General features: G+C 45.1%; 12 protein-coding genes. 9 read left to right on the top strand and 3 right to left on the bottom strand.

Features of this window, described 5'->3' with window-relative positions; genetic code table 11:
* Window positions 1-200: 200 nt before the first annotated feature.
* Together fur and P5G61_RS18095 are read left to right on the top strand one after the other, a co-directional pair.
* Window positions 201-668, top strand: a complete 468-nt coding sequence (gene fur, locus P5G61_RS18100; RefSeq protein WP_435874222.1) for a ferric iron uptake transcriptional regulator — start codon at window positions 201-203, stop codon at window positions 666-668.
* A 125-nt stretch (window positions 669-793) separates the two neighbouring features.
* A complete protein-coding gene (locus P5G61_RS18095) occupies window positions 794-3,139 on the top strand; it encodes a type IA DNA topoisomerase (protein ID WP_301247778.1) in 2,346 nt (781 codons plus the stop codon).
* A gap of 91 nt (window positions 3,140-3,230) precedes the next feature.
* Here the strand turns inward: P5G61_RS18095 and P5G61_RS18090 are convergent, their stop codons facing one another.
* Window positions 3,231-3,995 (bottom strand): HAD family hydrolase, encoded by a 765-nt coding sequence (locus P5G61_RS18090; protein ID WP_301247777.1) that lies wholly within the window; start codon window positions 3,993-3,995, stop codon window positions 3,231-3,233.
* Window positions 3,996-4,038: 43 nt separating this feature from the next.
* The gene (locus P5G61_RS18085) at window positions 4,039-4,959 is read right to left on the bottom strand and encodes an ArsR/SmtB family transcription factor (protein WP_301247776.1); all 921 of its coding nucleotides are present in this window, start codon (window positions 4,957-4,959) and stop codon (window positions 4,039-4,041) included.
* A 201-nt stretch (window positions 4,960-5,160) separates the two neighbouring features.
* On the opposite strand from P5G61_RS18085, the gene P5G61_RS18080 reads away from it, so the two are divergent.
* The 5 genes from P5G61_RS18080 to P5G61_RS18060 all read left to right on the top strand — a co-directional run bounded on the left by P5G61_RS18080 (window position 5,161) and on the right by P5G61_RS18060 (window position 10,698).
* Window positions 5,161-6,360 (top strand): MFS transporter, encoded by a 1,200-nt coding sequence (locus P5G61_RS18080; protein ID WP_301247775.1) that lies wholly within the window; start codon window positions 5,161-5,163, stop codon window positions 6,358-6,360.
* A gap of 83 nt (window positions 6,361-6,443) precedes the next feature.
* On the top strand, window positions 6,444-7,169 hold the full coding sequence (locus tag P5G61_RS18075; protein ID WP_024634002.1) for a phosphonate ABC transporter ATP-binding protein: 726 nt from the start codon (window positions 6,444-6,446) through the stop codon (window positions 7,167-7,169).
* 127 nt (window positions 7,170-7,296) lie between these two features.
* Complete coding sequence (locus tag P5G61_RS18070; RefSeq protein WP_301247774.1) at window positions 7,297-8,511, top strand: hypothetical protein; 1,215 nt, start codon at window positions 7,297-7,299, stop codon at window positions 8,509-8,511.
* On the top strand, window positions 8,504-9,202 hold the full coding sequence (locus P5G61_RS18065) for a response regulator transcription factor (RefSeq protein ID WP_024634004.1): 699 nt from the start codon (window positions 8,504-8,506) through the stop codon (window positions 9,200-9,202). The genes P5G61_RS18070 and P5G61_RS18065 overlap by 8 nt, the downstream gene beginning before the upstream one ends.
* Window positions 9,199-10,698 carry a sensor histidine kinase gene (locus P5G61_RS18060; RefSeq protein WP_301247773.1) on the top strand — a complete coding sequence of 500 codons (1,500 nt, stop codon included), beginning with the start codon at window positions 9,199-9,201 and terminating at the stop codon, window positions 10,696-10,698. The genes P5G61_RS18065 and P5G61_RS18060 overlap by 4 nt, the downstream gene beginning before the upstream one ends.
* A 64-nt stretch (window positions 10,699-10,762) precedes the next feature.
* On the opposite strand, the gene P5G61_RS18055 is transcribed toward P5G61_RS18060, so the two are convergent.
* Window positions 10,763-11,989, bottom strand: coding sequence for a glucose-1-phosphate adenylyltransferase (locus P5G61_RS18055; protein ID WP_301247772.1), 1,227 nt, complete (start codon window positions 11,987-11,989; stop codon window positions 10,763-10,765).
* A gap of 194 nt (window positions 11,990-12,183) precedes the next feature.
* Here P5G61_RS18055 and glgB point away from each other — a divergent pair, with 194 nt between their 5' ends.
* Window positions 12,184-14,205: a 1,4-alpha-glucan branching protein GlgB gene (glgB, locus tag P5G61_RS18050; protein ID WP_301247771.1), complete on the top strand. Its 2,022-nt coding sequence runs from the start codon at window positions 12,184-12,186 to the stop codon at window positions 14,203-14,205.
* Entirely contained in the window at window positions 14,202-15,644 is a 1,443-nt protein-coding gene (gene glgA / locus P5G61_RS18045; RefSeq protein ID WP_301247770.1) for a glycogen synthase GlgA, read from the top strand. The genes glgB and glgA overlap by 4 nt, the downstream gene beginning before the upstream one ends.
* The last annotated feature ends 46 nt before the right edge of the window (window positions 15,645-15,690 follow it).

Raw genomic sequence — 15,690 nt, 5'->3', positions numbered from 1 at the left:
TGAGATTCAGAAGCGGATCATCTAACATTTATTTTAGGCAAGTGTGCGGTATAGCATTGCTTTTTAGCTCATAAAGATTTATTATTAGATTATAATTATTATAAATAAGAAACGCCATGACACTTAATGAAAACTACACGAATTGTGAAATTATAATATCCGGAGGTGCAATCCTTATGGAAAGAAACCGGGGCAAATCTATTTCAGAACAGATTATTGACATTAAAAAACAGTTGGTTGCAAAAGGTTATAAGCTGACACAGCAGCGAGAAGTTACGGTACGTGTATTGCTTGAACATGAAAAGGATCATTTTAGTGCAGAGGAAGTATTTCTGCTCGTCAAGGAACAATTTCCCGAAATTGGTTTGGCTACGGTATATCGTACGCTTGAACTGCTTAGTGACCTCCAGGTCGTAGAAAAGATTAACTTTGGGGACGGTGCTGCGCGCTTCGATCTGAGAAGTACGGATGGCTCACATCACCATCATCATCTGATTTGCACGGAGTGCGGCACTGTGGAAGAGATTATGGAGGATGGCTTGCTTCGTCTGGAACAACAAATCGAGCGTCAATACGGCTTTGCCGTTACAGACCACCGGCTTGATTTTCAGGGCGTATGCAAGGAGTGCAGAGCGAAGCAAGCTTTGAATGAACAGGCAGCTGGGTAAATCCAAAGGGGAGGATGCTCCCGCAACCAAAATCTGATATAATAAGTTTCAGAAGCAAGGGGCTTCCGTGGGCGGAAGGCCCCTTTTTGCCGTCATACGGGCGGTGAAGGAGGAGAGATGGACGGATGAAGACACTGGTTATAGCGGAAAAGCCCGACATGGGCCGAACCATTGCCGCCGTCATAGAACCAAGAGCCAAGAACAATCGCAATTATTTGGAAGGTGAGCATTACATTATCACCTGGGCGATTGGTCATCTATTGGGACTTGCTGAACCGGATGCCTATGATTCAAAGTATAAGCGCTGGAATATCGGCGATCTGCCGATCATTCCGGATCAGTTCAAGATTGTGCCCAACCCCAGAACGAAAGATCAACTGAAAATGATCGGAGAACTTGCAAAAAGGGCATCGGCCATCGTTAACGCTTGTGATGCAGGGCGAGAGGGACAGTATATTTTCGCCTTAATTCAACAACAGTTGAAGCTGCGTCAGCCTGTAAAGCGTCTATGGATATCGGATCTGACCGCAGAGAGTATTAAACGTGGTTTTGACGGTTTGAAAGATGCCTCAGAATTTGAAAATTTGACTCAGGCTGCCCGGGCGCGTAGTGAAGCGGATTGGCTGATTGGCATGAATGCATCCCGGGCTTTTACGACTCGACATAATGCCTTGCTCTCTGTAGGCCGAGTGCAGACTCCCGTGCTGGCTTTGATCTATGATCGGGAAATTGAGATTGAAGCGTTCCAGTCCCAGACCTTTTATGAAGTGGCCGCATGGTTTCGTCAAGAAGGAGTGGAGTACAGGGGATTACGTCAAGGGGACAAGCTGACCGACCCCGCCGTTGCTGAATCGATTGCTACCAGTGTGAAGGGGAAGACGGGACAGATTACCAAGTACGAAGCAAAACAGACCAAGGAGTATCCATTCCGATTATATGATCTGACCCTTTTGCAGCGTGAAGCTAATGCCAAGTATGGTTACGGGGCGAAGAAAACGCTGGATATTGCGCAGGCGCTTTATGAGAAACATAAGGTGATCTCTTATCCGCGGACCAATTCCAACTATGTTACAGAACAGAATATTGAAGGTATGCACAAAACGCTGAATTTACTTAAAAATGGATCTTACAGTGAATTGGCGCTAGGAGCAAAACCTGAACTCGTTCATAAAAATAACAAGGGTGTATGTAACCCGTCCAGAGTTGAAGATCACCATGCGATATTGCCTACTTTGAAACGACCAGGTACGTTATCCAAGGATGAACAAAATATCTATGACCTGATCGTAAGGCGTTTCTTATCCCATTTTTATCCACCAGCAGAGTATAAGCAGCATACCGTGCTCACGGAAGTGGAGAAGCACCAGTTCAAGACATCTGTGAAAGAACTGCTCTCGCTGGGTTGGAAAGTAGTACTGGGATCTGCGGATCAGGAGCAGACAGGCAAGAAAAAGACGAAGAAAAACAGCAACGAAGAAGAGGAAGCAGAAGAATGGACGGACAAGGCGTTTGCCGTTCAACCTGAATTGCCTGTTCACTGTACCAAAAGTGAATTCAAGGAGAAGGCGACACAGCCTCCCAAGAGTTACACCGAGGGAACATTGCTGAAAGCGATGGAAAGTGCAGGTAAGCAGATCGAAAATGAAGAACTGCGTGATGCGATGAAAGACAGTGGACTGGGTACACCAGCGACTCGTGCGGCAACGATTGAAAGACTTAAAAACGTGGGTTACATTACGATGCAGGGTAAAAAGATGCAACTGACGCTGAAGGGCCGGACGGCCATTGAATTGATCCGCAAGGCAGGCGTAGATTTGTTAACTTCGCCTGAGATGACGGGCCAATGGGAAAGAAGATTGTACCAAATTTCCAAAGGTGAAGCAGGCCAGGATAAGTTCATGGAGAACGTCAAGAAATTTACCATGTCCATCATTGATAAAGTACGTGTGCAGGCACCGGCACCAGCGGATGCTTTTGGGGAAGATACGCGTGGGGGGCGGGGTAAAGGCAAAGGACCCGGAGCCCAGAGAACCAGCACCAGAACATCTTCCAAGACATCAGGTACCGGGGCGGGCACAAGTGTAGGTGCGAAGACTACACGTCAAACGTCGAAAGCATCATCCAAGACTGACAGTGTCGCGAACTCGACAGCACAAACACGTTCTTCGACTTCTAGCCAACCGGGTGTTCGTGAAACGTTGGCATCCTGTCCATCACCGGGTTGCACCGGTCAGATTATTGAGGGCAAGAAAGGTTATGGCTGTACACGTTTCAAGGAAGGCTGCGGGTTTGTTATTTGGAAAGAGTACGTCGGCAAGAAAATCACCAGTACGATGTTGAAAGCGTTGATTGAAAAGGGGAGTACTCAGGTACTGGCTTTTAAACGAAAAGACGGAAGTACTGTGAAGGCGCGTATTATTTTGCAAGATAAGGTAACAGGCAAACTATCCGCGGAGAAGCAAGATGCATAAGTTTTTAGATTCAAAGGCAGAAGCAGATCATGGAGCCTGATGTACCTGCGCCAAAATCTTATTAAAGTATAGCAGCACAAAAAAAGGACCTTTATCCAAGGGTCCTTTTTTGTTGCTGCTGTTGTATATTTTCATGGATGACCTTCGGTACCTCTTCCAGAGCAGTGATGGTATACATCGATGTCTCGGGATTAGGTTGAAGCTCGACCATGTTGTATTGCCACTCGTTCGGCTGTTTAATATAGATGCTATGGATGCCGGCAGTCACGGCTGGCATAATATCCGTACGCAGTGAATTCCCAATCATCCACGTTGCACGACGCTCAAACGGGCCAGTAGAGAGAATACCTTCAAGTGCCTCAATGTTCTTATGTTGCCGAATGTAGATTCGGTCATCAAAGTAAGCCGATAGCTTCATCTGATCAATCTTCCGCTGCTGAATGACAGTTTCTCCCCCCGTGTACAGGTAGAGGGCATGTCCAGCTGATTTAAGATTCTCTAGTGTTTCCACCATATGAGGATAAGGCTCAACCTCTTGGTCATATACACTCATTCCTAATTTGGTGAGGTAAGATTCCTCTTGGGGAGAGGTGGGTTTTCCGAACTTCTGGGAGAAGTAACGGTAGGTATCAATAAGGGATTGCGGGAAATGGTGACTTGCAAATCCCAATTTATTGACCCCGGTTACATCGATCTCAAGCTGTTTCTCCCTAATTTGTTGAACCGTCAGTGCATGTCCGTCAAACCACTCTTGCATGTTCTCGAAGAATTCACCAAGCACCAGATTGAAATATTTATTGCAGTACACGAGTGTATCATCGAGATCAAACAAAATATGTTGTTTTATTATTTTCATATCCAATTCACTCCTTGCAGCCAGCAGCACAGTTGTTCATATTTTATATGCGAATATAAGATTCCAGGAACATATTCAATTCAGATACGCCATCTGGTCGAATACTGTATTTCTCTTTGCGATTACTGCCGAGCAAATGGGTTCGCAGCAGTCCGGCGATACGAAGTGCCATAACCTGATCTTTAACCGTATCCTCGTCCTTGCCCAGCTCTTCACACATCTCAGCGAGCGACTTCGGTTCACCTGACACGTAACGGAGCAGACGAAGTCTTTCCGGATCGGCCAGGGCATGTGTGAAACGAAGCAAACAGGTTGGTGGTTGGTCTTCATCCTCTTCAGGTGCATCCACAGGATACTGCATAATCATCATGCCCTCATAGAAGCAATACATATTAATGGGACGGTTGTGAACGGTTGGAAACAGGATTACTTCATCCAGTCCAGGCATCGGTTCAACCAGAACACCCGCAGTAGCGTATTCAATAAGTAATTCAGGTCCCATTTTATCCAGCAGTATGCGTTTCTCTTCAGCATCTTCCTCCAGCCAGATACGATAATCCTCACTCATATGCTGGCAGTAATGCTGATCCCAGAGTCGCAAAAGTGGCACATAGCTGTCCCGAATACGTGTAGATTCTTCTATTGTAAGATGGGGTAGCAGAGCAGAAACACGTGCGAACAGCTCTTCTGCTGTCTGTCCAGCAAGCATATCCAGAAAATCAATGTTTTCATTGGAATCGTTCCGATAGGCCGCCCATGCAAACAAAACGTCAAAGTCATCAAAGGGCCAGGTGGCAGCCGGTGCGAGCGCAGCTCGGACATTGGAACTTAGTTTGCCTTCCACCTCAATGATCCATTCAGGGCCAACATCCAGATGTTGAATCCACTTCTTCGTTACATATACCAAAAAGCTGTTGAGCATTTCATATATCGGTGAAACATCGATTTTAACATGATAAGCCATATGATGCAGAATCCTCCCGTCACATCTAAATGTACGCAGCGACTTAAGTACTATTATGGCTTGTTTTGCAGGGCGTTGTCCACTATAATGTTCAAGTCCAGGGCAAAACCCCTGGCGTAACCATGCATGATCATCAGAATAGTTATAACATGCGAAAGGTCGTCAGAGATGGCGATTTTTCTTTGTATGCTTGCAGGAGGAATGATTCTTGTGTCATTGATAACCACCCCAAAATTGTCACATTCAACATCTAACTATCTTATCCTGATAACCGTTATAGTTGTTGCGGGAATCAGCCAGGGGCTTTTATTGCCTGTGCTATCCATATTTTTGGAGCAAAAAGGAGTCTCACCGGGTTTAAACGGATTGAATGCTGCCGCATTGTATGTTGGGTCCTTTGCGATGACCTTGGTGGCCGAACGACTGCTGGGAGCTATCGGTTTCAAAAAGCTGATTATTGGCGGACTGTTATTTGTCATGATTCCCCTAATCCTGTTTCCTTATTTTCCGGATATCAAAATTTGGTTCATTTTGCGTCTCGTGGTCGGGATTGGTGATAGTGCACTCCATTATTCTGCCCAGTTGTGGGTACTTCTGGTGACCGCACCCGAAAAACGAGGACGATACATTTCTTTATATGGCATGTCCTATGGTTTGGGATTCAGTATCGGGCCGCTGGGAATCAAGCTGCTCGGGTTTGGTGATGCTGTTCCATTCTGGGTATTGTTTGTTTGTATGGCTGCAGTGCTGGTCCTTGTATTATTGAAGCTTCCCGATACGAAGCCGGAGAAGGCAGAACATGGACAACTGCCTGAACGCCGTTTCCGTCGCAGTCTGGCCTGGGCATGGTATGCACTGTTGCCTGCATTATTGTACGGGTACATGGAAGCCGGAATGAACAGTAACTTTCCGGTATACGGATTGCGTATTGGATTAGATGCGAATCAGATATCGTCTTTGCTGCCGTTTGTCGGAATCGGTGGTCTGTTCCTGCAATTACCTCTAGGCATGTTGAGTGACCGTTATGGTCGAAAGCAAACGTTGATGTTTGCCGGTATTACTGGAGGTATCATCTTCATGCTCGTTCCTGTGGCTGGCACACATTTCTGGTGGACGCTTGTGCTGTTGACCATAGCCGGAGGCCTGGTAGGTTCATTTTTCTCGCTTGGTCTGGCCTATGCCGCAGATATTTTGCCCAAAGCGCTGCTGCCCGCAGCGAACGTAGTGGCCTCATTTCATTTTACAATTGGAAGCATGATTGGACCGAATCTGGGTGGGCAAGTGATCAACTGGATTTCACCCGGAAGCATGTTTATGTTGCTTGGATTCATGTATCTTCTTTTTGGTGCAGCAGGTGTATTATTTCGTCGTAAACCTATGCTTGAATCTGTGTTAAAATAGAAGCTGGTGTTCGCATGGAAATTGATGTCCATTTCCGAGTACACTAGTAATAGGGAAAAACATGGACAAGAGGAGACATCGCGATGATCAGAGTTGAGGGTTTAAGCAAATCCGTTGGAGCGGACCGGGTTCCAGTTCTGCGGGATATACGATTCGATATGCAACAGGGAGAAATGATCGGTGTAGTAGGCTCAAGTGGGAGCGGAAAAAGCATGCTGCTTAAATGCCTTGCTATGATGGAAAAATGGGACAGTGGTCGATTTACGGTGGATGGAGCCGAGATTATAAAAGAAGGTTGGTCCGGAAAACGGAAAATTAAACGGGAATGGGCATACTTGGAGCAGAATCCGCAATTGTATCCGAGACGTACAGCTTTGAAAAATGTATTGATCGGTCGGTCTGGTCAAACCCCTTTATGGAGAATGGTAACAGGTATGGTTCGTTCCGATGATTATATGGGCGCGATGGATTATCTGGAAGGGCTGGGGTTGCTGGATAAAGCCCATCAGACGGCTGAGAAGCTCAGTGGTGGCGAGAAGCAGCGTGTTGCGATTGCCAGAGCGCTTGCACATGGTGCAAAAGTTGTTTTGGCGGATGAACCTGTCATTGGGCTTGATCCTCATACAGCAGATACGGTCCTTGAAACGCTGCGCAAATTGTGCGAAGAGGAACGTGCTACCGTGATTGCGGTATTGCCAATTGAAATGGCAGAGAAACATGCAACCCGCATCTGGGGTCTTGCGGAAGGCAAGATTGCTTTTGATATACGGGGACGTCGGTTGACACAGCAAGAAAAAAATATGATTTAAACTATTGAAAAGAGTGATGAATTTGCTTAATTCACGGTGGGGGCGCCTGTTAGCAGGGGGGGCATTAACGATCCTGCTCGGTTCAGTCCTTAGCGGATGTACTGTCATAAGCGATCCTAAAGGTTTGATGAGAAAACCAATGATGTCTACAGACAAGGAAAAATTATTAAATGTGGTTCAGCGAGAACAGCCACCAGAAAGCAAATTAATTCGTCCCAAAGACATGAATAATACCAGTATGATTCGTGTTGAAGATCTAAACGGGGATGGTACTCGGGAAGCCATCGTTTTCTATGAAACCCCGAATGAGAATGTGCGAATCCATGGCATGTTATTGGAAGAGCAGAGGGATTCTTGGGTAAAGAAGTTGACATTTGATGTTCCGGGCAATGAACTGCAATCGTTCAAAGTTTTGGACATTACCAATGATGGGAATCCAGATATTATCCTCGGTGTAAGTTTACAAGAACAGAAAGCGTTAACTGCTTATTCTTATAAAGCTGGGGCACTTGAACAAGTATTGGGTGGTGTTCCGTACAATCAATATATTATAGATGATGTTCAAGGGAATACCCTAGATCTAAATGGAGACAAGAAAAATGATTTCGCAATCGTATCTCTGAATAATAGCGGATTTGCATCTATTGCGTTGTATCAGTACGACGAAGGCAGCTTCAAGGAAGTTGACAGAATGCAGACGGACTACACTGTGAAAGAGATATATAATGCTCTCGGTGGTCAGATTGCCAAAGATAAAGTGGGTATCGTACTGGATTCTGAGCTGGATGACCGAAGTACATTCTCACAGATCATATACGTTAAAGATAACAAGTTAGTGAATGCTTTTAAATCGCCCGATCAAACCTACAGAGATGACAAAATTTTAAGCGGTGATGTCGACAATGATGGTATTATTGAGTTTGGATTGAAGGAAACGCCTAAAGGGTGGGAGCATTACGTATTTGATTCCCGGATGTGGTTTTATACCTTTTATCAATGGGACGGCAAGGAAGATAAGAAATTTGTCTCATTCCAATACCGGGATGATGCTGACTTATTCCACTTAAATCTGAAGCCGGAGTGGTATGGGAAGATAACCATTGATACCAAATCGGAAAAAGATAAATACATCCGTTTTAAAATGATTGATACCGATGAAACCGTAGGTGAAATTAAATATTTCACACTTTCCCAGTGGGAACAGGAAAAAGGCAAAGGTTGGAAGGAAATTACTCGGACAAATGATCGGGTTATTGCTTCGCGCGGTGCACAACTGGATGCCAACGATGGATTGCTTGACAATATACCGCAACTGAATAGAAAGGAAGAACTTAATGAGTAAAGTACTTATTCTTGAGGATGAAGAATCCATCCGCAGTTTTATTGTTATTAATTTGAAGAGAAACGGGTTTGAAGTGCTCGAAGCAGGAGACGGACACGAAGCACTTCGTATTCTGCAAACCGTTCCAGATATTGATTTAGCCTTGCTGGATGTGATGGTTCCTGGCATTGACGGATTTGAAGTGTGTCGTCGTATTCGTGAAACGAATGAGCGTCTGGGAATTATTTTTTTGACAGCCAAAGTGCAGGAGCAGGACAAGGTATACGCACTCTCGGTTGGAGCGGACGATCATGTAAGTAAGCCGTTTAGTCCAACAGAGCTAATTGCACGCATCCAGTCCTTGTTGCGCAGGGTGAATGTTCACCGGGAGACGGCTGCCAAGGTTACATTCCAATCTGGCCCATTTTCTCTGGATCTAATCTCCAAGCAATTCAAGAAACAGAATGAATTAATCGAGTTAACACCAACCGAATTTTCCTTGATTCAATTCTTCCTGGAAAAAGAAAACACACCGCTTAGTCGAGATGTACTGCTGGATCATGTATGGGGCAAAGAGTATATGGGTGATCCCAAAATCGTGGACGTAAACATTCGCCGCTTGCGCCAGAAAATTGAAAACAATCCTTCCGAACCTGAATACCTGCAGACTGTATGGGGCCACGGTTATAAATGGAAGGGCCGGGATCAATGATCAAAAAAGGCATCACACGGCAGATCGTACTACATTACTTTATTGTAGTTTTTCTAGCTCTGCTGTTGGTCGAATTCGTATTTATGCTGGCGGTGCAAAGATATTATTATGAAAGTATTTACAATACAATCAGTACACATATCTCCAATTCAAAGGATTTTTTTGAGCCTCTAGCCCGTGAGAGTAATTCGGAAGATGGGAATAATCTGTCCAGACTACTCGTTAATTTGGAATTATCTAACACAGAACTTGAGATTCTGGATCTGAACGGTCATGTGTTAGCGAGTTCAACTGCTTTTGAATCTGACCGTGCCGTTCTGCAAACGAGTGATATTCAACAAGCTTTAAATGGCGGTATGGGACGTTGGGTAGGCAGACAACCAGCCACAGGAGAACAGGTCATGGCGGTTTCCCACAAGTTCGATCTTGGCGGCGAAAATACGTACGTTGTTCGATACCTAACATCGCTTGAAAATGTGAATTCCAAGTTATGGGTTATGGGAATGCTTGCGATTGCAGTAGGTGTTGGTGTACTCGCAATTGTTTTGATCATTAGTATTGGTATGGCAAATTCTATTGTACGTCCGATCAACAACATTACGGCGGTGTCCGCTCAAATGGCTCGAGGTCGTCTGGATGTCAGAGTTAAGGGCAACTACAAACATGAATTAGGCGAACTGGCATCCACTCTGAATTTTATGGCACATGAAATTGTGCGCAGTAATCAGATCAAGGATGATTTTATCTCTTCCATCTCTCATGAATTGCGGACACCTCTAACCAGCATTAAAGGATGGAGTGAGACGCTCGATTCTGGCGGATACGATCCGGATGAGACGAGAATCGGGATGAGTATTATTTCTAAAGAAACGGAGCGTCTGATTGGTCTCGTAGAAGAGATGCTCGACTTCTCCAAATTGCAGCAAAATCAGATGAAGTTGGTGAAAGGGACAGTCAGCATTCGTGAAATTGTTCAGGAAACGATGTTGAATGTTTGGGCCAAAGCTGAACAAAAACAGATACACCTCAAGTTGGAAAGTGATGAAAATCGTGCTTTCAATGTTTTTGGGGATGGCAACAGGTTGAAACAAGTATTCCTAAATTTGGTGGATAATGCAATCAAGTTTTCACATGAAAATTCCTGGATATTCTTAACCGTCAAAGAAGAAGATGGACAAATTATAGCTTCTGTTCAAGATACGGGGATCGGGATCAGTGAAGAGCATCTAATTAAAGTGCGTGATCGTTTCTTTCAGGTAAACCACCAAAATGGGGGGACTGGATTGGGACTTGCGATTACGCAGGAACTGGTCGAATTGCATGAGGGAACCATCACAATGCAAAGTGAACTCGGGACGGGTACAACTGTCACGGTATCGTTACCAGCTTTACCGGAGTATGAGACAGTGCAGGATTCCATTTTGCAGAAGGATGAAGCCGAAGTGACTCTCGATCCGAAGTTAACTCAAGCAGAGTCTGGTCAGAAAAAGCTTTGATTTCTTCATAAAGATTGTTTTTGAACCAAAAAGGCGAGCCATTATGGCTCGCCTTTTCTTTATGTTATGAAGAAAGTTCACCTGTGCGCAGGCGTCCGCTTTTTTCATAAACATCTTTTAGCATACGTACCGGTTGTGTGCGTACAGCCGGTTTGGCGGAAACAATCTCATTAGGTCCGACAACCATAATTTCATCCGCTGTACCTTTGACAATGGCGCCGTCTTTGATAATGGCACCTTCACCAATGATGGCGCGTTCGATATGAACACCGCGACCTACCCGTGCATTTGGCATGATCACACTGTCTTTCACCTCAGAACCTTTACCAACTTCGGCTCCGCAGAAAATAACAGAGCGTTCAGCACGGCCATCCATGGCGCAGGATTCATGTATCATGGATTGCAAAAGCTCAGCACGTGTATGACGCGCTTTATATGCACTCGGTTTGGTTCTCCAGTCACGAGTATACATCGGCCAGTCTTCTTTTTGCAGGCTCCAGCCTTCATCATTGTGAAGCAGATCCATGTGCGCATCCCATAAACTTTTCACGGTACCCACGTCTTTCCAATAACCATTGAAGTTATATACGAAGAGAGGGGTGTTTTCATTCAGCATTTGAGGAATTACATCTTTACCGAAGTCATGGCTGGATTCCGGATTAGCGGCATCTTCGAGCAGGTGTCGCTTCAGGTATTCCCATTTGAACATGTAAATTCCCATAGATGCCAGGTTGCTTTTCGGTTCGGCCGGTTTCTCGGCAAACTCCGTTACTCTCAGATTTTCATCAGCTGCCATAATGCCGAAGCGGTGAGCTTCTTCCCAAGGAACTTCCATAACGGAAATGGTTGCTACCGCTTCATTAGCTGTATGAGCTTCCAGCATTTCACGATAATTCATATGATAAATATGGTCACCCGACAAAATTAGAACATTTTCGGGGTTTTGTTGGTCTATATAGTCGATATTTTTATAAATAGCATCCGCGGTTCCCAAGTATTCGTCATTTCCTGTATGATAAGATGGAAGTAAGGAAATTCCTGCCTCACTTGAAGTCCCATGTCCCCAAGGTTCTCCGCCACCAATGTGATCATGCAATGAATCAGCTTGGTACTGCGTCAAAACACCTACAGTATCGATGCCTGAGTTTACGCAGTTACTGAGGGGAAAATCGATAATTCGGTAGTGCCCGCCAAACGGTACAGCGGGTTTTGCGATACTTGAGGTTAAAGGATTTAATCTTTTCCCTTCTCCTCCCGCCAACAGCATAGCGATGCAATCTTTCTTAAACATAATCGTTTCCCTCCCAAAATATTTGTGCAGTGTAGTACATACTTAACGCAATGCGGGGCTATTGAAACGATGTATATTGTAAAAAACCTGAAAAATTACAACATTTTTTTACACACCGCATTTTTCTTTTCAACTTGGCTAGAATGGGGTAATGGTTACTGTTATATCTATTTTCTGGAGAAGAAGGTGATCTCTTGGCCATTCAACCGTTAGCAAATCCGGAAATTTCGCCGGAGCACATTTATTTATTTCATGAAGGAAACCTTCATCACAGTTATCGAATAATGGGCGCACAGCCTGCGTTCGAAGATGATCGTCAGGGGTACCGTTTTACTGTGTGGGCTCCGAATGCCACAGAAGTAGGCCTGGCTTTAGATCGAAATGGATGGAAAGGTGAACAGGAACCTTTATATAAGATACCCGATTCTGGCTTTTGGAGTCGTTTTATTCCGGAAATCGGTGAAGGAACTTTATACAAATTCCGTATATTAACGGAAGATGGTACAGAATTGCTGAAAGCTGATCCTTATGCTTTTCAGGCAGAAGTTCGCCCACGTACGGCATCTGTCACCAGTTCCATTGAGGGTTACAAATGGAATGATGGAGCATGGAGACGCAAACAACGAGGCGTGTATAACAAACCTCTACATATTTATGAAATGCATGCTGGAACCTGGAAAAGGAAAGAAGACGGTTCTCTTTATAGCTATCGTGAAATTGCGGACTTGCTTGTTCCTTATTTATTGGAGATGAAATATACCCATGTTGAGATGATGCCCCTGAGTGAACATCCTTACGACCTTTCGTGGGGATATCAGAACACAGGTTTTTATGCACCAACAAGCCGTTACGGGCAGCCTAAAGATCTGATGTATCTGGTGGATACTCTACATCAGGCGGGAATAGGCGTATTGCTCGATTGGGTCCCTGCACATTTTGCCAAGGATGCTCATGGCTTGCGTCTGTTTGATGGAACCCCTTTGTATGAATATGCTGATCCACTGTTAGCAGAGAGACCAGGCTGGGGCACCCTCAGCTTTGACTACTCTAAACCCGAGATACGTTCGTTCTTAATTTCCAATGCGCTATACTGGATGGAAATGTACCATTTCGACGGACTCCGGGTCGATGCAGTAACCAGTATGCTCAAATTGGATTTCGAAAAGCAGCCAGGACAATACCGGACGAATAACGAAGGTGGCCTGGAAAACAAGGAAGCTGTTGCTTTTTTGCAGCAGTTGAATGAAACAGTCTTCAAGTACTTTCCATATGCACTGATGATGGCAGAAGAATCCAGTGCATGGCCGATGGTTACGTCGCCAGTAGATCAGGGCGGGCTGGGTTTCAACTACAAATGGAACATGGGTTGGATGAATGACACGCTCGATTACATGGAATCGGATTTTCACGAGCGTCCCTCCAAACATCATTTGCTGACATTCCCGGTCGTATACTCCTTTGCTGAAAATTACGTGCTTCCTCTGTCTCATGACGAGGTCGTTCATGGCAAAAAGTCACTCCTAGACAAGATGCCAGGAACATACGAGCAGAAATTTGCCGGCATGCGTGCCTTTATGGGGTACTTTATGACATTCCCAGGCAAAAAACTGCTGTTTATGGGTGGAGAATTCGGCCAGTTTATCGAATGGAAAGATGAAGATCAACTGGACTGGTTTTTGCTGAACTATGACAGTCACCGTAAACTCCACAAGTTTGAACGGGATCTGTCTGAGCTATACTTGGGCGAAAAAGCTTTGTGGGAGCTTGATCATTCCTTTGACGGTTATGAATGGATCACTCCGGATGATCAGGACCAAAGTGTCATTTCATATGTGCGCAAAGGAAAAAAACCTGCGGATACACTCCTTGTGCTCATTAACTTTCAGCCGGTCAAGCGGGAGCGTTACCGGATTGGTGTCATGCGTCCCGGTATGTATACCGAAGTTCTGAACAGTGATCATTCCGATTACGGTGGATCAGGCATTATCAATGATATGCAGCTCACTACAGAAAAGATTCCTTTTCATGGGCAACCAAATAGTCTGGAAGTTGTTTTGCCACCGCTAAGCGTAGTTATTTTAAAAAAGAACACACGTCGGAAAACGGATGCATTACCCCTTGAAGTTCAATCCGTCAGATCAAAATCCAGTACAACTAAAACCAGTGAAACAAAGGATAGCACTGCAGTTAAACCCAAAAGGAGGACGAAGGCATGAATATTCTATTTGCTGCTGCTGAAGTACATCCATTTATTAAAACCGGAGGTCTTGCTGACGTCATTGGTGCGTTGCCACAGGCACTAAAGAAGAGTGGAGCAGATGTTCGTGTCATTTTACCCAAGTACAAGAGCATTCCAGAGGAATACAAAGAAGCCATGGAGCCTGTCATTACAACGGATGTGCCGCTTGGCTGGCGCAGACCTTATTGTGGAATAGAGATGCTGGTCCATGACGGCATTCCTGTTTATTTTGTGGACAATGAATACTATTTTGGACGGGATGGCGTGTACGGATATATGGATGATGGCGAGCGTTTCGCCTTCTTTAATCGTGCTGTACTGGACGTGTTGCCGCAAATCGAATTCAAGCCGGATGTGCTGCACAGTCACGATTGGCACGCAGGAATGATTCCTTTACTGCTGAAGGCTCACTATGCACATGATCCGTTTTACAGTGAGATGAGAACCGTTTATACGATACATAACCTGTTATATCAAGGTGTGTTTCCACATGATTTATTCAGTGATCTGCTTGAGCTGGACGATCGCTATTTCACGGCAGATGGCGCAGAATATTACGGTAACGTCAATTTTCTGAAAGCTGGAGTCGTTTTCGCGGACCATGTAACGACCGTCAGCCCTACCTACGCCAAGGAAGTACAAACCTCCTATTATGGCTATGGTCTGGATGGATTGCTCAGTTCTCTTGGGGATCGTTTCACTGGGATTGTCAACGGTATTGATACCAAGAGTTACAACCCGGCAGCGGATAACAAAATTGCAGTTAAATACAGAACGAGCCTGTCCAAGAAAATCGAGAACAAGATCGAACTGCAGAAGGAGTTAGGTCTGCCTGTACGTCCGGATGCTCCACTTATGGTGATGGTTACAAGGCTGGTCGATTCCAAAGGACTGGATCTGGTCTGTCGTGTATTGGATGAGTTATTATATTATGATGACATTCAATTCGCAGTATTGGGTACGGGAGATCCGGCTTATGAGCACTGGTTCCTTGAAGCAGCTAATCGTTATCCACTGAAAATGTCTGCCCAGATCACATTTAACGATGGGTTATCCCGCCGTTTCTACGCAGGCAGTGATCTCTTCCTGATGCCATCAAGATTCGAGCCATGCGGTATCAGTCAGTTGCTTGCACTCCGTTATGGCAGCGTACCACTTGTCCGGGAAACAGGGGGTCTGAACGATACAGTGCAGGCATACAATGAATTCAGCGGTGAGGGGAATGGATTCTCTTTCACCAGCTTTAACGCCCATGACATGATGAACACCATTCGCCGTGCCGAGGCATTTTACCGTCAGCCGGAGCATTGGAAAAAGATCGTGAAAAACGCAATGAGCGGAGACTATAGCTGGAACGTCTCAGCTGAAGAGTATATGGATATTTATCGCCGCATAACGCTTGAATCTGTGAAATAGTTTGGGACAAATGAGCCGCAGTATATTCGTACTGCGGCTTTTTTGT

The sequence above is a fragment of the Paenibacillus vandeheii genome (assembly GCF_030433635.1).
Classification (GTDB): Bacteria; Bacillota; Bacilli; order Paenibacillales; family Paenibacillaceae; genus Paenibacillus; species Paenibacillus vandeheii.
Note: the sequence above shows the minus strand (reverse complement) of the source record. Positions and strands in the feature narration are given on the sequence as shown.

What these genes read in the sequence shown, in the direction of transcription:
- P5G61_RS18065 (WP_024634004.1), top strand. Translation starts at nt 8,504, where the DNA reads ATGAGTAAAGTACTTATTCTTGAGGATGAAGAATCCATCCGCAGTTTT.
- P5G61_RS18060 (WP_301247773.1), top strand. Translation starts at nt 9,199, where the DNA reads ATGATCAAAAAAGGCATCACACGGCAGATCGTACTACATTACTTTATT.
- P5G61_RS18070 (WP_301247774.1), top strand. Translation starts at nt 7,297, where the DNA reads ATGAGAAAACCAATGATGTCTACAGACAAGGAAAAATTATTAAATGTG.
- P5G61_RS18090 (WP_301247777.1), bottom strand. Translation starts at nt 3,995, where the DNA reads ATGAAAATAATAAAACAACATATTTTGTTTGATCTCGATGATACACTC.
- P5G61_RS18080 (WP_301247775.1), top strand. Translation starts at nt 5,161, where the DNA reads ATGATTCTTGTGTCATTGATAACCACCCCAAAATTGTCACATTCAACA.
- glgA (WP_301247770.1), top strand. Translation starts at nt 14,202, where the DNA reads ATGAATATTCTATTTGCTGCTGCTGAAGTACATCCATTTATTAAAACC.
- P5G61_RS18075 (WP_024634002.1), top strand. Translation starts at nt 6,444, where the DNA reads ATGATCAGAGTTGAGGGTTTAAGCAAATCCGTTGGAGCGGACCGGGTT.
- P5G61_RS18055 (WP_301247772.1), bottom strand. Translation starts at nt 11,989, where the DNA reads ATGTTTAAGAAAGATTGCATCGCTATGCTGTTGGCGGGAGGAGAAGGG.
- P5G61_RS18085 (WP_301247776.1), bottom strand. Translation starts at nt 4,959, where the DNA reads ATGGCTTATCATGTTAAAATCGATGTTTCACCGATATATGAAATGCTC.
- P5G61_RS18095 (WP_301247778.1), top strand. Translation starts at nt 794, where the DNA reads ATGAAGACACTGGTTATAGCGGAAAAGCCCGACATGGGCCGAACCATT.